The sequence below is a fragment of the Pseudoduganella guangdongensis genome, assembly GCF_009857475.1.
In the GTDB taxonomy this organism is placed as follows: domain Bacteria; phylum Pseudomonadota; class Gammaproteobacteria; order Burkholderiales; family Burkholderiaceae_D; genus Rugamonas; species Rugamonas guangdongensis.
The window spans coordinates 90138-111318 of the sequence record NZ_WWCJ01000007.1; the positions used below are offsets into that span (position 1 = coordinate 90138).

The following is a 21181-nucleotide window of genomic DNA, read 5'->3' on the forward strand; positions in this document are numbered from 1 at the left end:
TCCTGCCATGACCATTACCGCCAAAGCCACCCCGGGCCCACTGCTGCTGACGCCGCGCGACCACACCCTGATCATGATCGATCACCAGTCGCAGATGGCCTTCGCCACCCATTCGATCGACGCGGTGCAGCTGCGCAATAACGCAGCCCTGGTGGCGCATGCCGCCGCCGGCTTCGATGTCTCGACCATCGTCACCACCGTGGCCGAAAAGAGCTTCTCCGGCCCGGTGTTCGACGAGATCAAGGACGCCTTCCCGGGCGCCGAGATCACCGACCGCACCTCGATGAACACCTGGGAAGACGAGAACGTGATCCGCCGCGTCAACGCCATCGGCAAGAAGCGCATCGTGCTGGCCGGCCTGTGGACCGGCGTCTGCATCGTCGGCCCAGCCCTGTCGGCGCTGGACCAGGGCTTCGAGGTGTATGTGATCGCCGATGCCTGCGGCGACGTGTCGACCGAGGCGCATGAACGAGCCATGGACCGCATGGTGCAGGCAGGTGCACGCCCAATGACCTCCCTGCAATACCTGCTGGAACTGCAGCGCGACTGGGCCCGCACCGACAGCTATGAGCTGACCACCGGCATCGCCAAAAAATTCGGCGGCGCCTACGGCTTGGGCATCATCTACGCCCAGACCATGTTCCACGCCAAGGAAGGCCAGTGAAGATTTATCTTCTCTCGCTGGGTGCCGGCCTGTTGGCCGGCATCTTGTACGGCGTGCTGAACGTGCGCTCGCCGGCGCCGCCCGTGGTGGCGCTGGTGGGGCTGCTCGGCATCCTGCTGGGCGAGCAGGTGCCGCCGCTGGTGCGCCAGTGGCTGGCGCCCAAGCCGCCGCAGGTCTCCTGGCTGCAAGAACAGGTTAAGCCGCACTGCTTCGGCGAGCTGCCTTGCGCCGCCAAAAACCAGGAAAAGCAATGACCACACCTGAACTGATTCTTCATAACGGCCGCTTCACGACGCTGGACCGCAACCAGCCCGAGGCCGCAGCGGTCGCCGTCACCGGCGGCCGCTTTTCACATGTGGGCGAGGCGCGCGAGATTTTGCCGCTGGCCGGCCCGCACACCCGCATCATCGACCTGCAGGGCAAGCGCGTGCTGCCCGGCCTGATCGACAACCACCTGCACCTGATCCGGGGCGGGCTGAATTTCAATATGGAGCTGCGCTGGGACGGCGTGCCATCGCTGGCCGACGCCATGGCCATGCTGCGCGCCCAGGTCGCGATCACGCCGGCGCCGCAATGGGTGCGCGTGGTGGGCGGCTTCACCGAGCACCAGTTCGCCGAAAAGCGCCTGCCCACCATCGAGGAGCTGAACGCCGCCGCGCCCGACACGCCGGTCTTCATCCTGCACCTGTACGACCGCGCCCTGCTGAACGGTGCCGCGCTGCGCGCCGTGGGCTACCAGCGCGACACGCCGGAGCCGCCGGGCGGGCAGATCCTGCGCGACGGCGCCGGCAATCCGACCGGCCTGCTGCTGGCCAAGCCGAACGCCTCCATCCTGTACGCCACGCTGGCCAAAGGCCCCAAACTGCCGCCGGAGTACCAGGTCAACTCGACGCGCCACTTCATGCGCGAACTGAACCGCCTGGGCGTGACCGGCGCGCTCGACGCGGGCGGCGGCTTCCAGAATTATCCCGAGGACTACCAGGTGATCCAGCAGCTGGCCGACGCCGGCGAGCTGACCGTGCGCCTGGCCTACAACCTGTTCACGCAAAAACCGAAGCAGGAGAAGGAAGACTTCCTGCACTGGGCGGCGCACAGCAAGTACCAGCAGGGCGACGACTATTTCCGCCACAACGGCGCGGGCGAGATGCTGACCTTCTCGGCGGCCGACTTCGAGGACTTCCGCGAGCCGCGACCCGATATGCCGGCCAATATGGAGGACGACCTGGAGGGCGTGGTGCGCGTGCTGGTGCAGAACCGCTGGCCGTGGCGCATGCACGCCACCTACGACGAGACCATTGCGCGCGCGCTGGACGTGTTCGAGAAGGTCAACCGCGACATGCCGCTGGACGGGCTGCACTGGTTCTTCGACCACGCGGAAACCATTTCGCCGCAGTCGATCGACCGCATCGCGGCGCTGGGCGGCGGCGTGGCGGTACAGCACCGCATGGCCTACCAGGGCGAGTATTTTGTCGAGCGCTACGGCGCGGCGGCGGCGGAAGCGACGCCGCCGGTGAAATACCTGCTCGAATCGGGCGTGAAGGTGTCGGCCGGCACCGATGCGACGCGCGTGGCCTCGTACAACCCGTGGGTCTCGCTGTCCTGGCTGACCACCGGGCGCACGGTGGGCGGCATGCGCCTCTACCCGCAGCGCAACCTGCTGGACCGCGAGGCGGCGCTGCGCATGTGGACCGAGAATGTGACCTGGTTCTCCAATGAGGAGGGCAAGAAGGGCCGCATCGCGGTCGGCCAGCTGGCCGACGTGATGGTGCCGGACCGCGACTTCCTGCGCTGCGCCGAGGACGAGATCGCGGGCACCAGCTCGCTGCTGACGGTGGTCGGCGGCAAGGTGGTGTATGCGGCCGGCCCCTTCGCCGAGTTCGACGCGCCGCTGCCGCCGGCCATGCCGGACTGGTCGCCGGTGCGGCGCTACGGCGGCTACGGCGCCTGGGGCGCCATGCCGGGCGCCCTGGTCAGCACCGCGCAGGGCGCCTACCGCACGGCCGACAGCTGGCTCGGCGCAGCGGGCGGCAAGGAGCGCACGGCACCGGCGCAGGCGGCCGCCTGCGGCTGCGCGCGCCAGTGCGGCATGCACGGCCACCAGCACGCAACGGCGTGGACGCGTTCCCTGCCGATCGCCGACCTGAAGTCGTTCTGGGGCGCGCTGGGCTGCTCCTGCTGGGCGGTGTGACGGTGGCGCCGCACCTGCCCGGCGCAGCGCGCCTGCGCACCCATCGCGGCGGCCGCGCGATGCGCGCCCTGCACTGGCTGGCCCTGCTCCTGCTGTGCGCGGCCTACCTGCAGGGCGGCTTGAACAAGCTGCTCGACTTTGGCGGCGCGGTGGCCGAAATGCAGCACTTCGGCCTGCAGCCGGCGACGCCGCTGGCGGCCGCCGTGATCGCCGGCGAGCTGGGCGCAGCGATCCTGGTGCTGACCGGCCGCCTGCGCTGGCTGGGCGCGGCCTGGCTGGCCCTGTTCACGCTGGCGGCCAGCTGCATTGCCAACCGCTATTGGGAAATGGCCGGCGCCGAGCGCTTCATGGCGGCCAACGCCTTTTACGAACACCTCGGCCTGGCCGGCGGCTTCCTGCTGGTGGCCTGGCACGACCTGGCAAACAAGGAGAAGACATGGCAACACGCGGCGCCAGCCTGAGTTTTTTGGCCGGTTATGTCGACACGCTCGGCTTTATCGCCCTGCACGGCCTGTTCACCGCCCACGTGACGGGCAACTTCGTGCTGATCGGGCGCGAGGCGGTGACGCCCGGGCATGACGTGCTGCTCAAGCTGCTGGCCTTCCCGGCCTTCATGGCCGGCATTGTGGCGGTGCGCGCCCTGGTGCGGCGGCAACAGCGCGCCGGCGACGACGCGCTGCGCTCCTCGCACCTGCTGCAGGCCGCGCTGATGATGGCCTCCGCCGCCTGCGGCCTGGCTGGCGCCGGCGACATCGCCACCGGCCTGCTGTGCGCCGCCGCCATGGGCGCGCAGAACGGCTACGGCAAGCTGCTGCTGGCGCAGCTGCCGGCCAGCACGGTCATGACCGGCAATGTGACGCAGCTGGTGATCGACGCGCTGGACCGCGCCGGCGGCACGCCGCGCCCGGCCCTGCTGTCGCTGGCGTCCGGCGTGGTCGGCTTCGCGGCCGGCTGCGTGGCCGGCGCCGTGGCCGCGCGCTGGGGCATGGGCCTCGGCCTGCTGCCGGCGGTGGCCGCCTTGCTGGTCATGGCCGCGCTGTCTAAAGCGCAATAATGCCGCGCTTGAGCGCAATGGTGACCGCATGCGTGCGGTCATTCGCATCCAGCTTGGCCAGGATGCTGCGCATATGCGCCTTCACCGTCTCTTCCGAAATGGCCAGCTCCATGGCAATGCGCTTGTTGGCATTGCCGTCCGCCGCGCAGCGCAGCACCTCCACTTCCCGCTCGCTGAGCAGGCCCGCGCCCAGGTGGCTGGCCAGCTGCTGCGCGATCTCGGGCGAGATGTAGCGCTGGCCGCCGTGCACGGCACGGATCATGGTGAGCAGCTCCTTGCGCAGGCTGCTCTTGAGGAGGAAGCCGGCGGCGCCGGCCTCCAGCGCGCGCCGCACCTGCACGTCGCCGCCGAAGGTGGTGAGCATGACCACGCGCGCCTGCGGGAACTGGGCGCGGATGGCCTGCAGCGCCTCCACCCCGCACATGCCGGGCATGGCGATGTCCATGATGGTAAGGTCGGGGCGGCAGGCGGCATGCGCCGCCACCGCCTCGTTGCCGTCGCCGGCTTCGGCCACCACCTGCATGTCGGGCTGGCCGGCGATGGCGTCCGCCAGGCCGCTGCGCAGCATGGGATGGTCGTCCACCAGCAGCACCCGGATTGGCGCGGCGCCGGCTGGTAAGTTTTGGGTATTCAAAGGAAAAGCTCCGCGCAAAGACTGCAGCGGGGAACTATAGCAAACGAAAGGCGCGGCTGGCAATTTGCCGGGCGTGCGCCACGCCCGGCAAAACGGGGATTACTTCTTCTTCGACTTGGATTTCGCCGGCACTTCTTTCGAGGCCGGGGTGGTGCCGCCCTGCACGCCCAGCGCGCCGCCGGTGCCCAGGCCGCCCGCCACTTCCTGCGCGCGGTAGTTGCGCACGGCTTTCACCACGTTGTTGTACGAGTCCATGAAGGAGGCCACCAGGATCTTGCCTTCCGGAGTGTTGCTGTAGCCGCCGGCAGCGCCGAAGCCGCCGCCGCCGAACAGGCCGCCGAACATGCCGAAGTCGAAGTTCTTGGCGCTGCCTTCCGCCGCGGCCAGCTGCACGCCGGAGCGGTTGTCGATCATCAGCAGCATGGTCGAGGCTTCATTGGCCTTCATGCTGCCCGCCACCAGGCCGGCCACGCTGCCGATCAGGCCAAAGCCGCCCAGCGCGCCGCCCACACCCTGGGTGCCTTTCTGGCTGAAGGTGATGGTCGGGCTCATGGTGTAGTCGGCGGCGGCGATCTGGCCCTTGCCGTAGTTGCTGTTGGCGCGCATCTCGCCGGATTTTTCCAGCGCGCGCTCGCCCATCATATGGTCCATGGCGGCGCCGCGTTCCACCACCACGAAGCAGTTCGACTGCTGGATCATCATGCGCAGCACCGGCGTGGTGGAGCCCAGCTTGTACTGACCCAGTTGCTGGAACCACGGCGCGCTGCGGTCTTCCACCACGGCCAGGGTGCCGAGCGGCTTGTCGCATTTTTCCAGCTGGGTGCTGGCGTTGTTGGCGTTCTCGCCGCCGGCGCTGCCGGTGGCCACCGTGCTGGCGCCGCCCAGGGTAGGTTGGGTGCCGGCGCAACCTGCCAGCATCAGGGCCCCAGCGGCCAGGATCAGTGTCGATTTCATAAGTATATCCCTTATTTTTATATCCAAACTGCCGATTCTATAAGAAAGCCGCGGTCTAAAGTCTCTCCAAAAATCACAACAACAACGCCACCCCGAATATGCCACTGGCCAGAGTTTCGGCGTACCATGAAGGTTCCTAAGAGCAAGGAAATCCACCCATGAATGGCCCGGACCAGATTACACATTGGCGCGCCGCCATCTTCACGCGCCTGGTCCAGGTCTGCCTGGTGCTGGGCGTGTTCACGGCGGTCCCCAGCATCCTGCAGTCGGCCCGCGAGGGGCTGTGGGGCGTGGTCGTGGTGGACGTGATCGCGCTGGGCTGGCTGGCCATGCTGTGGCGGCTGGAGCACCTGGTGGCCTACCGCGCGCGGGCGCTGCAGTTCCTGCTGATTACCTTTGCCGTCGGCCTGGCGCTGATGCTGCAGGTGGGGCCGGTGGCCCACACCTACCTGCTGGCCGTGCCCTGCCTGGCGGCCCTGCTGGTGGGGCTGAAGCCGGCCATCTGGCTGCTGCTGGCGGGCGCGGTGGCGATCGTGCTGACCGGTTTCGCGCCGCCGCCCGACCCGGCGGCGGTGGGCCTGTCGGACGACGCCGTGCTGCGCGCCGCCATCGTCGCCCTGAATTACCTGTTCATCGCCGGCATCCTGACCTTCAGCTGCGGCGTGCTGCTGCGCCACCTGGCGCGCTCGCTGGCCGAGGGCGAGCAGTTGGCCTTCTACGACCCGCTGACCGGGCTGCCCAACCGGCGCCTGCTGCTGGACCGCCTGGCGAACCTGCTCGCGAGCTCGCAGCGCCAGCAGGTCTTCAGCGCCGTCATGTTCGTCGACCTGGACCGCTTCAAGACCATCAACGACGCGCGCGGCCACGCCACCGGCGACACCCTGCTGCAGCTGGCGGCCGGGCGCCTGTCGGAACTGGTGCGAAAAAGCGACACCGTGGCGCGCATCGGCGGCGACGAATTCGTGGTGCTGCTGGCGCACCTGGCGCCCGACCTGCCGGCGGCCGGCGCGGCGGCGCAGCTGGTGGCGGAAAAGGTCCGCGCCGCGCTGGCGCGCGATTTCGAGATCGGCGGCCAGTTCTACGCCTGCTCCGCCAGCATCGGCGTGACCTTGTTCCCCAAAATCAGCCTGAGCGCCGACGACCTGCTGCGCGAAGCCGATACCGCCATGTACCGCGCCAAGGGCGCCGGCCGCAACGGCATCGCCTACTTCGAGTCGACCATGCAGGCCGAAGTCGAGCGGCGCCTGACCCTGGAGCACGAACTGGCCCAGGCGATCGAGCAGGACCGCCTGCACATGGCCTACCAGCCGCAGTTCGACTGCCAGGGCCGGCTGCACGGCGCCGAACTGCTGACGCGCTGGGAGCGCGACGACGGCAGCATGGTGTCGCCCGCCATCTTCATTCCGCTGGCCGAGGAGGCCGGCCTGATCGTACCGCTCGGCATGTGGGCGCTGCGCCAGGCCTGCCTGGCGCAGCAGCGCATGGCGGCGCAGGGCCTGGCCTTGCCGCTGTCGGTCAATGTCAGCCCGCAGCAGTTCCGCCAGGTCGATTTTGTGCAGCAGGTGCGCAATTGCCTGCAGGAGCACGGCGTGGAGCCGGCGCTGCTGATCCTGGAGGTGACGGAAGGCTTGATGGTGGAAAAGCTGGACGAGACCGTGGCGCGCATGAACGAACTGGCCGCGCTCGGGGTGCGCTTCTCGATCGACGATTTCGGCACCGGCTATTCCAGCCTGGCCTATTTGAAACGCATGCCGCTGTATGAGCTGAAGATCGACCGCAGCTTCATCATGGACATGCCGGACGACGCCAACGATGTGGTGATCGTGCAGGCCATCCTGGCCATGGCCGGCCACATGGGCCTGCGGGTGGTGGCGGAAGGGGTGGAAACCCAGGCCCAGGCCGACTTCCTGGCCACGCACGGCTGCCACGCCCTGCAAGGCTACCTGCTGGGCCGCCCGGCGCCGCTGCCGGCCCTGCTCGACCTGCTGGCGGCGCAGGCCGCGCTGTCGGCCCGCACGCCGGGCACCAGCCCGGCGTAATCCCCTTCTTTAGTCCAGCTTGACCGTCAGCGCCGCGCGCATCGCCACGCAACGCTGGTCCTCCTGGTGCGCCACCAGCAGCGCACGGCGGGTGCCCGCGTTCAGGCCGGGGTTGGCGGCGGCCGCATCGGCCAGGCGCTGCACGCTGGCCGCGCTGCAGGTGGCCGGGATCATGGCGCCAGCGTAGTCGCGCATGAAGACCGGGCCGGCCGACTTGTCCAGCACCGGCAACTGCGCCAGGCGCGCCGCCGCGCTCTGCTCATTGAGCGCCACCTGCGACGCCGGGTACAGCGAGAACATGGCGGTGCGGATGCGCGAGAACGGCAGCTTGGTCTGGGTGTCGCCGATCTTCGCCAGCCACTCCTGCTTCACCTTCGGGTCCGGGCGCGCGGCCTGCGCCGCCACCACGGCCAGCTCGCCGCTGTCGGACTTGTCGCGCGCCTGCTCGGCGGCGATGCGGGCCTCGGCGTCCGGCACGGCCTTGCCGTTCAGGATGGCGATCATCGACCAGCGCAGGTCCTGGCTCAGGGTCAGGCCCGGCAGCTTCTCGCGGCCGTCCAGCAGGGCCGCGATGCGCGCCAGCGATTCCTGGCTGCCGGCGGCGCCCAGGTAGGCGCCGAACCAGCGGCGCTGGAAATCGCCCTTGGCAACCTTGGCCTGGGCCCAGGCCATCTTCTCGATACGGCCCGCCACGCTGCCCGTGTAGGCCGCTTGCGGCGCCATGGTGCGCAGGTAGCGCAGGGCCTGGCCCGACTTGCCCAGCACGTCGCCCAGCAGCACGTAATCCTTTTCCAGCGGCGCGTTGATCAGCACCGTGTCGAGGAATTCATTGAGCGGCAGCGCGCCGTCGCGCACGTTGTCCCACATGCTATGCCACAGCATGGTGCGCAGCAATTTGTCTTCCACCTTGCTCACATCCTTGCGCGCGGTGGCGAAGGAGCGCTTATCCAGCTTGGCTTTGACGAAGCCCCAGTCCTGGTAGTTCGGATAGACCAGGTCCGGGCAGGCCGCGCCTTTCAGCTCCGGCACCTCGGTCACGGCGCCCTTATAGGTCACCGGCAGCACCTTGGCCACGTTCAGCCGCTTGCCCTGCTTCTGCATCAAAGCCAGCTGCACGCGCTGCTCGCGCAGCGTCGGGAACTGCGCCACCGCGCTTTGCTGCAGGCTGAAGGCATCGATCTTGCCGGCCTTGCAGCTGTAGTTGGCGGTGATGGTGTTGACGCCCGGCTGGTACAGCCAGTCCTGCGTCCACTGGCCCAGGTCGCGTCCGGCGGCGGCGGCCAGGCTGCCGATAAAGTCATCCAGCTTGGCATTCTTCCACTGGTACTTGACCAGGTAATTGTGCACGCCCTTGCGGAAGGTTTCCTCGCCCAGCAGGTGGCGCAACTGCTTCAGGGTCGAGGCGCCTTTCGAGTAGGTGATGGCGTCGATATTGTCGAAGGCATTGGCGGTGGACGGCACCGGCGTTTCGATCGGGTGCGTGGTGACGCGCTGGTCCATCACGTAAGCGGCGGACTTGCCTTCCGAGTAGAAGTACTGCCAGGCCGAGTCCTTGAACTCGGTCGCCTCGGCGGTGGCCAGGGTGCCCATGAAGGAGGCGAAGCTCTCGTTCAGCCACAGGCCGTTCCACCACTCCATGGTGACCAGGTCGCCGAACCACTGGTGCGCCATCTCGTGCATGATGACGCTGGCCAGGTCGTGCTTCTGGGCCCCGGTCGGCTTGTTCTTGTACAGGAAGGAGTGCTCGGCGAAGGTGATGGCGGCGGCGTTCTCCATGGCACCGTACAGGAAGTCCGGCACGATCAGCTGGTCGTATTTGCCGTACTGGTAAGGGATGCCGAAGTAGTCGTCGAACCAGGCCAGGCCCTGTTTGGTGTACTCGAACCACATGGCCGGATCGACCTGGTCGGCCACCGACTGGCGCGCGAACAGGCGCATCGGGTATTTAGCACTCTTGGTGTCTTCCCACACCTTGTACGGGCCGGCGTGCAGCGAGAAGTTGTACGGGCTCAGGATCTTGGAGGCGGGGAAGGTCCAGCGCTTCATGCCGGCCTGGCCGGCAGCATCCTCCACCTTCGACTCGCGCGTGGTGGAGACCACGGTCCAGTCGGCGGGCGCGGTCACGTTGACCTGGTAGGTCGCCTTCAGGTCCGGCTGGTCGAACAGCGCGAACATCTGGTGCGCGGCGGCCGGCTCGAAATGCGAGTAGGTGTAGACCCGGCCATCGACCGGATCAACCATGCGGTGCAGTCCCTCGCCATTGGTGCTGTGCAGGCGCTCGAACTCCACCGTCACCGTGTTGCGGCCGGCCCGCAGGTCGGCGGCAGCCAGGGTGATGAACCAGTTGTTGTACTGCGGCGCGCTCACGGCCTTGCCGTTCACCACCAGGCGCTTGACGGTGGCCTTGTTCAGGTCAATGGTCAGGGGCTGGGCGTTGTCCTTCAGGTCGAAGGCCACGGTGGTGGTATTGCTGAAGCTTTCCTTGCCGCTCAGCGTGAAATCCAGCACATAGGCGACGTTCGACACGCGCGCCGAACGGGCGGCGGCATCGGTCTGGCTCAGGTAGGGGTTTTCAGCGCGCGCGGTAGGCGCCGTGTTGTCGGCGGCGATGCCGCTGGTGGCGGCAAGCACACTGACTGCCAGTGCAATGGCGTGAGGGACGAACAATTTCATGGTTATCCTTATACATGTCTCGCCCCGGACCGGCCCCGGTCCGGCGGCGCAACGATGATACCATTCCGGGATGGACATCAAACTCGAATCCCCCAACCAGCCCGAGGTCGTGGCGCTGATCGACCAGCTGGACGCCTACCAACTGTCGCTGTACCCGCCGGAGAGCGTGTATGCGCTCGATATGGCTTCGCTTTTGCAGCCGAATGTGCTGTTTGCCGTGGCGCGCAATGCCGACGGCGCGGCGGTGGCGTGCGGCGCGATGGTGGTGACGCCGGCCTACGGTGAAGTGAAGCGCATGTTCGTCTCCCCCGCCGCGCGCGGCCAGGGCGTGGCGCAGCGTTTGCTGGGCATGCTGGAAGCGGAGGCCTTGCAGCGCGGCTGCCGCCAGTTCATGCTGGAGACCGGCCCCGCGCAGCCGGAGGCGATCGGCTTGTATGAACGCCTGGGCTACCGCGTGCGCGGCCCCTACGGCGACTACCGCGACGATCCTTTGAGTGTGTTCATGGAGAAGGCGGCATGAGTCTCGATTCCCTGCTCGACCTGCGCGAGCGCACGCGCGCCTTCGCCAGCGCGCGCGACTGGGAGCAGTTCCATACACCGAAGAACCTGGCCATGGCGCTGTCGGTGGAGGTGGCCGAACTGGCCGAGCATTTCCAGTGGTTGCCAACCGGCCGCGCGGGCGAGCTGGCGCAAGGCCAGCAGGAAGCCATCCGGCAGGAGCTGGCCGACGTACTGCTTTATTTGGTGCAGATCGCCGACAAGCTGGAGGTGGACCTGCATGCGGCGGCGCTGGACAAGATCAAGCTGAACGCGATCAAGTATCCGGCGCCGATCTCCAGCCGTCCGGAGACTGGCTAATCGGCCACAGTTTGTTGTCACCCTAAGCGAATTGTTGACACCATAAGCGTCAAAAGTTTCATGGTCCACCGCTCTCGACGGAGATCAATGGCATGCCGTCGTTAGTCCCGGACATGTTCAGATACAGACGCTCTTTGCCACGTTTGAATGCGGTGGAGCAGACTGCGTCCCAGCCCCGGCCACAGATCATCTCCTCCGATGCGGATGCCTGGGGTGCGTCTTCGCTCATGTATGCCCGGTCAAGCTGCCAGCCTTGCTGCGCGAGCTTCTGCTTAACAACGGTGAATGGATCGGCAAGGCGCAGGCCGTACTTTTCCGCCTTCTTGATGGCCGGCGCTGAAAAGGTCATGCACGCGCTTCCCTCGCCGCTGCGCATCTTCACGCAGAGCGCGGCGGTGGTGCTTGCTTGCCCGGGCGCCGATTTGTACAACTCGGCAATACGCGGGATGAAGCGTTGCGGGTGGGCGCCGGCCAGGTTGGTCAGCACGACGACGGCCAGGCGCTGTTCGGGGTAGACGATGAACGCGGCACGGGCGCCGCCGATGCTGGCGACCTGCAATTCCGGAGTTGTGCGCAATACCGGCCACCCAGCGCCCCATTCGCCGTTGGCGCCGCTATTGAGGTTTTCCGGGGTCCACATGCGCTGCAGGCTTGCCTGGCTGACCAGGTGCCCTTTCGACAAGGCGATCAGCCAATGCGCAACTTCGTCGGCGGTGGTCTGGATGCCGCCGCCGGCCCACAGGCCGTAAGGAATCGCATAGATCCAGCGCGACAAACGTGTTCCATCGTCTGGCGCCGATGTGCCACGCGAGGCGTAGGCGTAGATGGTGGCGGCGTTGGCGACCAGATCGTAGCTGTCGCCGAAGGTGGACAGCGGCATGCGGGCGACGGCGAACTGGCGTTCAGCGATGAAACGCTCATAAGGCATCTTGCCCTGCTTGCTGATGATCTGCGCCAGTAAGGCGTAGTTGGTCTGGTTATATGCGAACGATTCGCCCGGGGGCGCCGACACCGGCAGGGCGCGGGCGGCCCTCCACGCGGCGGCCTCGCTGCCGCCTTCCACGTCGCCCTGTTGGTTGACGATGTCCGGCAGGCCAGAGGTGTGGGCCAACAACTGGCGCACACGGATGGCGCGCCAGGCCGGCGGCAAATCGTCCAGGTAGCGCGATACGGGTGCATCGAGGTCGACCTGGCCTGCTTCGGCCAGCTGCATCATCGCCACGCCGGTGAAGGCCTTGGTGGCGGAGTTGAGCGGAAAGCGCATGGTGCGCGTGGCCGGCACCTTGTTTTCGACATTGGCAAGGCCATAGCTCTCGGACAGCACGATGCGGTCGTCCTTAACCACGGCCAGCTGCAGGCCAGGGATACGCTGCTCCTTCATAATGGCCAGGATCGTTTGCCGGGCCTGCGTATTGGCTTCCTCGGTCGTGCCGGCCACCGCGCTAAGCGCGAAGCCGCAAAGCATGGCAGGTATCGCATACAAGCTTGCGCGCATTTTCATAGGGACTGATCCATCAGTTTCCGAGCGCCTGGAGGATCTGCGCATTGATGATCGCCCAGGCCTTCGAATCGGCGGAGACCTCGTCGTAGTGGCTGCCGCCGGGCAGGACGAAGACTTCGGCGATATCGCCGGCGGCGCGGGCGCGGCGGGCGTAGTTTTCGCCGGTAACGGTGGGCGAGATGTCGTCGTGCTCGCCGTGGATCAGGATGGTGCGCACACCGGCCGGCAGCATCTCGGCGGGCGAGGTGTCGGCGAAGACGTCGGGACGGGCGGCGCTTGGGTGGCCGGCGATTTGTTCGGTTTCGCGTTCGCAGGTGCGGCGGATCAGGTCCGCTTCGTTGCGCAGGTCGGCCAGGCCGCCCAGGCTGATCACGGTCTTGATCGGCAGCGGCTGCGGCGCCCAGGCCGGGCTCCATTCGGGCAGCTTGTGGCGCGAGACGGCCCATTGCGCGAGGTGGCCGCCGGCGGAGTGGCCGACGGCGACGATGCGTTCCAAGTCCAGTGCACTGACCTTGGCTTCGTGCCTGAGCAGGTCAACGGCGGTGGCGACGTCCTGATACATGCCAGGGTAGCCGCCACCGTCTTCGTCGTAGCGGCGGTATTCCACGTTCCAGACGGCGATGCCCTGCTTGGTCAATGCGCCAGCCATATTGCGCATTTGTTCGATGCCGCCGAAATGCACGGTCCAGCAGCCGCCGTGGATCAGCAGCACCACCGGATGTGGGCCGGGGCCTTCAGGCTTGAACAGCTCGACGAATTGGCTGGGGGCGGTGCCGTAGGCGATGCGTTTATCGGGGGCGGGGCCTGTCAGCGCGAGATAGGCTTGCAGGTCCATCGGCTGGGTGACGACGGCTTCAGTCGATGGGCGGGTCGGGTCGGGCATGCTATTCCTTGGCGAGGATCGGGATAGCTCGCAGGATAGCGCGGGTGTGGTTGATTGGGCAACCTTGCCTTAAACCCGGGAAACCAGGGTCTGACCCAAGGGTCAGACCCCGGCTATGTTAGCGCTTTGGCTTGCCGACTGGCTTCTTCGGCGGGGTGTGTTTGCCGGTCATGGGCGGCATGGCGTCAACCAGGGACATTTTCAGCTGCTTGCCGCCGACCCAGACTTTACGCAGGTGCTTGAAGATGTCGTCCGGCATGCCTTCCGGCATTTCGATGAAGGCGTGGTCGTCCATGATCTCGATGCGGCCAATGAAGCGCGACTCGAGGCCGCTTTCGTTGGAGATGGCGCCGACCAGGTTACCGGCGCTGATACCGTCGGCCGAGCCGACTTCCACGCGGTAGGGACGCAGCGGCAGCGGTTTCTGGCCGCCGTCGTCCTTGTCCTTCTTCTTGCGTTTAGGCGCTTCTTCGAACATTGGTTCGTCGTCATCGTCGCGTGCAGACAGCTCGGGAGCCGCACGTTCAGCACGCTCCACGCGCTCCGGGCGCTCGGTGCGTTCCGGCTTGGCGGCACGCGGGGCCTTGGCGGCTGGCGCGGATGGCGGGGGCGTGCCGTCGCGGTGCAGGCGCAGGGCCTGGCCGGCGACGCGCAGCGCTTGCAGCGTTTCGATACTGTCCGCTGGCAGGTCGGCCGGCATGTCCAGCAGCGAGTAGTCGTCGTAGATCTCGATGCGGCCGATGAACTTGGAGTCGATGCCGCCTTCGTTGGCGATGGCGCCCACGATATTGCCCGGCTTGACGCCGTGCTCGTAGCCGACTTCCACGCGGTAGGTGGCCATGCCCTGCTCCGGCTCGCGCGCGATGCGTTCTTTTTTCGGGCGCGGCTCGCGTGGCTCACGCGGTTCGCGTGGTTCGCGCTGTTCGCGGCCTTCGCGCTGCTGCGGCGCGGCGCCGTCTTCGTGCCAGCCTTTTTCGCGCGACTTGTCGATCAGCAGCGGCTTGCCGCCGCAGGCCATCAGCGCCAGCGCGGCGGCGATTTCCAGCGCCGGCACGTTGTGTTCGGCCTCGTACTCGCGCACAAGGTTTTCGAAGAACGGCAAGCCGTCCTGCGACAGCGCGTCGGTGATCTGGTCCTTGAACTTGTTGATGCGGACGTCGTTCACGGCCTGCAGGGTCGGCAGCGTCATCGGCGTGACCGGCTGGCGCGTGGTGCGTTCAATCAGTTTCAGCAGGTTTTTTTCGCGCGGGGTGATGAACAGGATCGCCTCGCCGCTGCGGCCGGCGCGGCCGGTACGGCCGATACGGTGAGTGTAGCTTTCCGGATCGTACGGCACGTCATAGTTGACCACGTGCGAGATACGCTCCACGTCCAGGCCGCGCGCGGCGACGTCGGTCGCCACCAGGATGTCGATCTTGCCGTCTTTCAGCTGGGAGATCATGCGTTCGCGCGCCGCCTGCTGCATGTCGCCGTTGATGGCGCCGGCCGAGAAGCCGCGCGCCTGCAGGCGTTCGGCCAGTTCCTCAGTGCCGATCTTGGTGCGCGAGAAGATAATCATGCCGTCGAACGGCTCGGCTTCCAGGATGCGGGTCAGCGCGTCCAGCTTGTGCATGCCGCTCACCAGCCAGTAGCGCTGGCGGATATTGGTGTTGGTGGTGGTCTTGGCCGCCACCAGCACTTCGGCCGGATTATTCAGGTAGGTGTTGGCGATGCGCTTGACCTGGGCCGGCATGGTGGCCGAGAACAACGCGGTCTGGCGGCTGTCCGGGGTCTCCTGCAGGATGCGCTCGACGTCTTCGATGAAGCCCATGCGCAGCATTTCGTCGGCTTCGTCCAGCACCAGGGTTTTCAGCTTGGACAGGTCGAGCGAACCCTTGTCCAGGTGGTCGATGACGCGGCCCGGGGTGCCGACCACCACGTGTACGCCGCGGCGCAGTGCTTGCAGCTGCGGGCCGTACGATTGGCCGCCGTAGATCGGCAGCACGTGGAAGTTCGGGATGTGGGAGGCGTAACGCTGGAAGGCTTCCGCTACCTGGATCGCCAGTTCGCGCGTCGGCGCCAGCACCAGCGCCTGCGGCGCCGATTGCTTGATGTCGATGCGGGACAGGATGGGCAGGGCGAATGCTGCAGTCTTGCCGGTGCCGGTTTGCGCGGTGCCGAGCACGTCGCGGTTTTCCAGCAGGTGCGGGATGGTCGAGGCCTGGATCGGGGATGGGCTCTCGTAGCCTACGTCTTTCAGCGCTTTGAGGATGGGGGCGCTGAGGTTCAAATCGGTAAATAGGGTGTCTGACATGGCGGCACTCATAAATGGTTATTGTTGGTACGCCTGGTGTGACGCGGGGAAACCGCTATTTTACCCTTTGCGGCTTGACATCATCCTTTAATGCATTTAATGCCATCTTCTCGATCAGGCCGGGTGCCAGCAGTTTCAGCCAGCGTCCCAGCTTGCCTTTGGCAGTCATCACCACCTCGCGCTTGCGGGACTGCATGCCGTCGATGATGCGGCGGGCGCATTCGGCCACCGGCATGGCGCCCTCTTCGCGCAGGCTGCTTTTGCCCAGCTCACCGCCGGCGGCGTTGTAACCGCGATAACGGATCTGGGTGTCGACCACGCCGGGATAGGCGGTGGTGACGCTGACGCCGTGCGCTTTCATCTCCGCCCGCAGCGCTTCGAAGAAGCCGGCCATGGCGAACTTGGTGGCGCCGTAGGCGGTGCGCCCTGGTACGCCGACCAGGCCGGCCAGCGAGGAGACGGCGACGATGCGGCCCTGGCTGGCTTTCAAATAAGGCAAGGCAGCGTGGGTGCACCAGATGGCGCCCCACAGGTTGACGCGCATCAGGTCTTCGTACCAGCTTAAGTCGCTCACCTCTTCGAACAGGGCATGGGCGGAGCGGCCGGCGTTGTTGACCAGAGTGTCGATGCGGCCAAAACGTTCGACGGTGGCGGCGATCAGCTGCCGGCATTGATCTTGCTGCGCGACGTCGGTGGGGATGACCAGGGTTTCGGCGCCGGCGGCGCGGCAGTCGGCGGCGACTTGCTCCAGCGCGGCGGCATTGCGGGCTGCCAGGACCAGGGCGCTGCCTTGTGCGGCCAGTTGGCGGGCGAGTTCTGCGCCGATGCCGTCGGAGGCGCCGGTGATGATGGTTACGTTCATGGGGGCCTTTTTCCAAAACCGGTAAACCGGTGCCCGACCCGCAGGGTCAGGCACCTTCCTCCGATTCATTATGGGGTAAGATCGGCGCTATGGATACTACGTACATTTTCTTTGCCGGTCTTGCGCTGGCGGCGGCTTCTGCTTCTGCGCAGCAGGCTCCCTTGGTGAAGGAGGCGCCTCTGCGTGCCCACCTTTCTTTCCTGGCTGATGATTTGCTCGAGGGGCGCGGCACCGGCCAGCGCGGCGGCGACCTGGCGGTGCGCTACCTGGAGACCCAGGCGGCGGCGATCGGCCTGAAGCCTTTGGCCAATGGCCTGTACCGCCAGCCGGTGCGCTTCCAGGGCACCAAGCTGGTGGACGGCAGCGCGATCCGCTTTGCGGCCGGCGCCAGCACCTTTACCCCGCGTGTGGGGCAGGATGTGCTGATCGGCACCGGCAGCGGGCGCGCTGAAGTGCTGCTCGATGCGCCGCTGGTGTTCGTCGGCTACGGCGCCATCGCGCCGGAGGAAGGCTGGAACGATTACAAAGACGTGGACGTCAAGGGCAAGATCCTGGTCATGATGGTCAACGACCCGCAACCGACCGCCGAGGAGCCGAACCGCTTTGCCGGCAAGGGCTATACCTATTACGGGCGCTGGATGTACAAGTACGAGGAAGCGGTGCGGCGCGGTGCGGCTGGCGCCCTGCTGATCCACACCACGCCGTCCGCCGCCTACGGCTGGAACGTGCCGTCCACCAGCTTCGCGCTGGAGCGCTTCCACGCGCCGGGCGGCGGCAACCTGCTGGAGGGCTGGCTGACGGAGGACTTCACGCGCACCCTGTTCAAGGCGGCCGGCTTCGACCTGGACACCCTGCGCGCGGCGGCCGAACGCAAGGACTTTCGTCCGGTCGAGCTGAAGATCGGCGCGCATGCGGAGATCCGTTCCAGCGTGCGCCAGGTGGAGCAGTTCAACGTGGTCGGCATTGTGCCGGGCAGCGATCCCAAGCTGCGCGGCCAGGCCGTAGTGTACTCGGCGCACTGGGACCACCTGGGCAAGGTGGACGGCCCGGCCGACGGCACCGACCGCATTTACAACGGCGCCATCGACAACGGCTCGGGCGCCGCCGCCCTGCTGGCGATGGCCGCCGCCGCCGTGCACAAGCCGGCCAAGCGCTCGCAAGTGTTCCTGTGGCCGGCCGCCGAGGAAGTCGGCATGCACGGCGCGCAAGCCTACGTTGCCAACCCGGCCTTCCCGCTCAAGGACACGCTGGCCGACCTGAACCTCGATTCGATGAACTTTGCCGGCCGCACGCGCGATATCGGCGTCGCCGGCGCCGAGCGCAGCACGCTGGTCGACAGCGCGGCCAAGGTGGCCAAGCAAATGGGGCTGAAGCTGGCGCCGCCGATCCCGGACCTGTCGGGCGCCTACTTCCGCGCCGACCACTTCCAGTTCGCCAAAGCCGGCGTGCCGGCCTTTAACGTCGGCTCCGCCGTGTTCTCGGGCGACGGCCACTTCGAGTTCGAGCACATGCACGATGTGTCGGCCGCCAGGATCGTGGCCTTCAAGGACGACTACCACCGCGTGAGCGACCAGTACCAGGCCAGCTGGGATTTGTCCGGCATGGTGCAGCAGGCCCAGTTCACCCTGAACCTGGGTTACGAAGTCGCCAACGGCAAGGCCATGCCAAGCTGGAAAAAGGGCGACCCGTTCAGCTTTATCAAGCGTTAAGCGCGCCCGCCTCGTTCTGCTCCAGCAGGGCGAGGAATCCTTCGGCCGGCAGCGGCCGGCCGAAGAAGTAGCCCTGCATATGGCAGCAGCCATGGCGGCGCAGGAAGTCGATCTGCTCCTGCGTTTCCACCCCTTCCGAAATCACTTCCAGCCCCAGGTTGCCGGCCAGCGCGATGATGGTGCAGACGATGGCGGCGTCGTCCGGGTCCACCGTTAAATCGCGCACGAAGGTCTGGTCGATCTTCAGCACATCGATCTCGAAACGCTTCAGGTGCGCCAGCGAGGAATAGCCGGTGCCAAAATCGTCGATCGCCAGCTTGATGCCGAGCTTTTTCAGCGCGTGCATCACTTGCGTGGCGTGCTCCACATCGTTCATCACCGCGCTCTCCGTCAGCTCCAGCTCCAGGCAGTGCGGCGCCAGGCCGGTATCGGCCAGCACGTCCGCCACGTCCTGCACGAAGTCCGGCTCGGCCAGCTGGCGCGCCGACACGTTGACGGCCATGCGCAAATCGCGCCGCCCCTGGCCCTGCCAGTCGCGCAACTGGCGGCAGGCGGTGCGCAACACCCAGTGGCCGACCGCCAGGATTTGCCCGGTCTCCTCCGCCAGCGGGATAAAGCGGTTGGGCGCCACCATGCCCATTTCCGGATGGCGCCAGCGGATCAGCGCCTCCATGCCCATGATGCGGCCGCTGGCGGTGTCGACCTGCGGCTGGTAGTGCAGCTCGAACTCGCGCCGCTCGAGCGCGGTGCGCAGCGCGCTCTCGATGCGCAGGCGCTCGCCCAGCTGCTCGTTCATGGACGCGGTGTAGAAGCGGTAGTTGTTGCCGCCCATTTCCTTGGCGCGGAACATGGCGATATCGGCCCGTTCGGCCAGCACGCCGGGCTCCTTGCTGTCGCTCGGGAAGACCGCGATGCCGGCGCTGCAAGTGAGGAACAGCTCCGTGTTGTCCAGCACCAGGGGCGCCGCCAGGCTGTCCAGCACGCGCCGCAGCTGTTCGGCGCGCGGCGCGGTGCCGCCGTGCTCGGGCAGCAGCAGCAGGGCGAATTCGTCGCCGCCCAGGCGCGCCACCGTGTCCACCGGGCGCACCGCCGCCTGCAGGCGCGCCGCCACGATTTGCAGCAGGCGGTCGCCGCCCTTGTGGCCCAGGCGGCTGTTGGTGAATTTAAAGCGGTCCAGGTCGATCGACACCAGCCACAGCTCGTGCCCCTTGCGGCCCGAGTGCTGGATGGTTTGCGCCAGGCGGTCCTGCAGCAGCACGCGGTTGGGCAGGCCGGTCAGGCTGTCGTGCGTGGACTGGTGGTGCAGTTCCGATTCATAGGCCTTGATGGCGGTGATGTCGTGCTGGATCGAGATGAAGTTGGTGACCGCGCCCTGCTCGTCGCGCACCGGCGACATGTAGATGTCGTTCCAGAACTGGCTGCCGTCCTTGCGGTAGCAGCGCAGCACGGCGTGGCCGTCGCGCTGCTCGCGGATGGCGCTGCGCAGCTCGTCGATGCCGGGCTGGTCCAGGTCCTGGCCAAACAAGAGGCGCGGGCTGGTGCCCAACACTTCGGCGCTGCTGTAGCCGGTGATGCGCTCGTAGGCCGGGTTGACGTAGACGATGGGGTTGTGCAGGTCGCAGGAGGTGATCACCACCGCATTGGTGCTGGACTCAATGGCGCGCTGGCGCAGCAGCAAGGCCTGGTTGGCCGCTTTCAGCTCCGCCGTGCGGGTGTCCACGCGCTGCTGGATCAGCAGCTTGCGGCGCTTGAGGGAATCGACGAACGCCGAGCCGATCAGGGTGGTCAGCACGCCCAGCGCCAGCGTAAACAGCGAGGCCAGGTGTTCGCTGGCCAGCACGCGCGGCGGCGGCGTGGCCACCAGCAGCCAGCGCGCCCCCGCCACGTCGAGCGGCAGGCTGACCGGCGCCGGGCGCGCCGGGTAGAGCCAGGCCGGCAGGGCCAGGCCGCCATTGCCGGTGGCCGCCGGCACCTGGTACACCAGGGCGGCCGGGTCGGCATCGGGCGCAGCATACACCTGCAGGGCGAAGGCGCCGGGCGCCGTCGCGTTGCTGAAAATCTTCTCAATCATTTCGCCCGGCAGCAGGGTGAGCGCGGTTTCGCCCACCACCGGGCCGCCCGGCACGCCGCCGGCGTACAGCGGCATCGACACCACCACGCCCTGGCGCGGGCCGGCGCCGTCGCGCTGCACCAGCGGCACCAGGCGGCCGGCGCCCGGGGCGCCGCTGGCGTAGGCGCGGCGCCGCCCGGATTCATCCTGGCCGGCATGCAGGGTGTCGAAGCCGAGCGCCGCCTCGTTGCCCGACAGCGGTTCGATATAGTCGATCACCCGGTAGCGCGGGCGGGCTGGGGCCGGCTGCGGCAAGCCGTCGCGCAGGTCGGTGATGCCGGCGCCCGGGCGCAAGGCCTGCAGCGAAGCCTCGAAGGCGGGCCGCTCGGCGTGCTCGATGAAGCGCAGGTAGCTGGTGCCCAGCACATAGGGATAGCGCGCCAGCAGGGGCGCCACGAAACGGCGGAATTCCTCGCGGCTGGTGGCCGGGTGGCTGACAAAGAGCTGGTTCACCGCGTGCAGGCTGGCCAGCGCGCCGCCCACGCCCTCGCGCAGGACGAAGGCGCGCGCCTGCACCCGCTGCTCAAAGGCGAGCTGGGCGCGCTGCGCCTCCAGCCGGCTGACCCCGGCAAACAGGGCGCCGGTCATGGCAAAGCCGCACAGCAGCGCCAGCGCTGCCGTGCGGGTGCGGAATAATTGCTGCGGTGCTGCGCTGTTCGAGTCGTCCATCGTGCCCCTGCCTTCGCCTTGCCAGCTTACCATTCTCGCACGGCTCGACCGTTAATGCCATAGGGCAACATCGCGCCGGGCGCCTGGCGG

The 21181-nt window shown here is 67.2% G+C and carries 17 protein-coding genes; 9 read left to right on the top strand and 8 right to left on the bottom strand.

The features are described 5' to 3' along the window. Positions 1 to 7 precede the first annotated feature (7 nt). From GTP41_RS11215 to GTP41_RS11235, 5 genes are read left to right on the top strand one after another with little or no spacing between them, the layout of a single operon-like run. Positions 8 to 664, top strand: a complete 657-nt coding sequence (locus GTP41_RS11215; RefSeq protein ID WP_161025675.1) for a hydrolase — start codon at positions 8 to 10, stop codon at positions 662 to 664. After that, on the top strand, positions 661 to 918 hold the full coding sequence (locus tag GTP41_RS11220; RefSeq protein WP_161025676.1) for a DUF1427 family protein: 258 nt from the start codon (positions 661 to 663) through the stop codon (positions 916 to 918). Before GTP41_RS11215 ends, GTP41_RS11220 begins: the two co-directional genes overlap by 4 nt. Then, complete coding sequence (locus tag GTP41_RS11225; RefSeq protein WP_161025677.1) at positions 915 to 2852, top strand: amidohydrolase; 1938 nt, start codon at positions 915 to 917, stop codon at positions 2850 to 2852. Before GTP41_RS11220 ends, GTP41_RS11225 begins: the two co-directional genes overlap by 4 nt. 59 nt (positions 2853 to 2911) lie before the next feature. Continuing rightward, the gene (locus tag GTP41_RS11230; protein ID WP_161025849.1) at positions 2912 to 3313 is read left to right on the top strand and encodes a DoxX family protein; all 402 of its coding nucleotides are present in this window, start codon (positions 2912 to 2914) and stop codon (positions 3311 to 3313) included. Then, entirely contained in the window at positions 3289 to 3906 is a 618-nt protein-coding gene (locus tag GTP41_RS11235) for a YoaK family protein (RefSeq protein WP_161025678.1), read from the top strand. Before GTP41_RS11230 ends, GTP41_RS11235 begins: the two co-directional genes overlap by 25 nt. On the opposite strand, the gene GTP41_RS11240 is transcribed toward GTP41_RS11235, so the two are convergent. Both GTP41_RS11240 and GTP41_RS11245 read right to left on the bottom strand, forming a co-directional pair. Further along, complete coding sequence (locus tag GTP41_RS11240) at positions 3893 to 4540, bottom strand: response regulator (protein ID WP_161025679.1); 648 nt, start codon at positions 4538 to 4540, stop codon at positions 3893 to 3895. The two genes, GTP41_RS11235 and GTP41_RS11240, sit on opposite strands and share 14 nt — an antisense overlap. A gap of 99 nt (positions 4541 to 4639) precedes the next feature. Next, positions 4640 to 5494, bottom strand: coding sequence for a CsgG/HfaB family protein (locus tag GTP41_RS11245; RefSeq protein ID WP_161025680.1), 855 nt, complete (start codon positions 5492 to 5494; stop codon positions 4640 to 4642). Between the two features lie 158 nt (positions 5495 to 5652). Here GTP41_RS11245 and GTP41_RS11250 point away from each other — a divergent pair, with 158 nt between their 5' ends. Then, complete coding sequence (locus GTP41_RS11250) at positions 5653 to 7533, top strand: putative bifunctional diguanylate cyclase/phosphodiesterase (protein WP_161025681.1); 1881 nt, start codon at positions 5653 to 5655, stop codon at positions 7531 to 7533. A 9-nt stretch (positions 7534 to 7542) separates the two neighbouring features. Here GTP41_RS11250 and pepN read toward each other — a convergent pair whose 3' ends face one another. Continuing rightward, positions 7543 to 10206 (bottom strand): aminopeptidase N, encoded by a 2664-nt coding sequence (pepN, locus tag GTP41_RS11255; RefSeq protein ID WP_161025682.1) that lies wholly within the window; start codon positions 10204 to 10206, stop codon positions 7543 to 7545. A gap of 70 nt (positions 10207 to 10276) precedes the next feature. Between pepN and GTP41_RS11260 the strand changes: the two genes are divergently transcribed. Both GTP41_RS11260 and GTP41_RS11265 read left to right on the top strand, forming a co-directional pair. Next, positions 10277 to 10726: a GNAT family N-acetyltransferase gene (locus GTP41_RS11260; RefSeq protein ID WP_161025683.1), complete on the top strand. Its 450-nt coding sequence runs from the start codon at positions 10277 to 10279 to the stop codon at positions 10724 to 10726. Beyond that, the gene (locus GTP41_RS11265; RefSeq protein WP_161025684.1) at positions 10723 to 11064 is read left to right on the top strand and encodes a nucleotide pyrophosphohydrolase; all 342 of its coding nucleotides are present in this window, start codon (positions 10723 to 10725) and stop codon (positions 11062 to 11064) included. Before GTP41_RS11260 ends, GTP41_RS11265 begins: the two co-directional genes overlap by 4 nt. 58 nt (positions 11065 to 11122) lie before the next feature. Here the strand turns inward: GTP41_RS11265 and GTP41_RS11270 are convergent, their stop codons facing one another. From GTP41_RS11270 to GTP41_RS11285, 4 genes are all read right to left on the bottom strand, one after another. Continuing rightward, the gene (locus tag GTP41_RS11270) at positions 11123 to 12565 is read right to left on the bottom strand and encodes a serine hydrolase domain-containing protein (RefSeq protein ID WP_229502825.1); all 1443 of its coding nucleotides are present in this window, start codon (positions 12563 to 12565) and stop codon (positions 11123 to 11125) included. Between the two features lie 13 nt (positions 12566 to 12578). Continuing rightward, positions 12579 to 13448, bottom strand: a complete 870-nt coding sequence (locus GTP41_RS11275) for an alpha/beta hydrolase family protein (RefSeq protein ID WP_229502826.1) — start codon at positions 13446 to 13448, stop codon at positions 12579 to 12581. Between the two features lie 118 nt (positions 13449 to 13566). Further along, positions 13567 to 15741, bottom strand: coding sequence for a DEAD/DEAH box helicase (locus tag GTP41_RS11280; protein ID WP_161025685.1), 2175 nt, complete (start codon positions 15739 to 15741; stop codon positions 13567 to 13569). Between the two features lie 55 nt (positions 15742 to 15796). Beyond that, positions 15797 to 16603, bottom strand: coding sequence for an SDR family oxidoreductase (locus tag GTP41_RS11285; RefSeq protein WP_161025686.1), 807 nt, complete (start codon positions 16601 to 16603; stop codon positions 15797 to 15799). Positions 16604 to 16692: 89 nt separating this feature from the next. Between GTP41_RS11285 and GTP41_RS11290 the strand changes: the two genes are divergently transcribed. Next, positions 16693 to 18312, top strand: a complete 1620-nt coding sequence (locus GTP41_RS11290; RefSeq protein ID WP_161025687.1) for a M28 family peptidase — start codon at positions 16693 to 16695, stop codon at positions 18310 to 18312. Here the strand turns inward: GTP41_RS11290 and GTP41_RS11295 are convergent. After that, on the bottom strand, positions 18302 to 21091 hold the full coding sequence (locus GTP41_RS11295; RefSeq protein ID WP_161025688.1) for a bifunctional diguanylate cyclase/phosphodiesterase: 2790 nt from the start codon (positions 21089 to 21091) through the stop codon (positions 18302 to 18304). The two genes, GTP41_RS11290 and GTP41_RS11295, sit on opposite strands and share 11 nt — an antisense overlap. Positions 21092 to 21181: the final 90 nt, after the last annotated feature.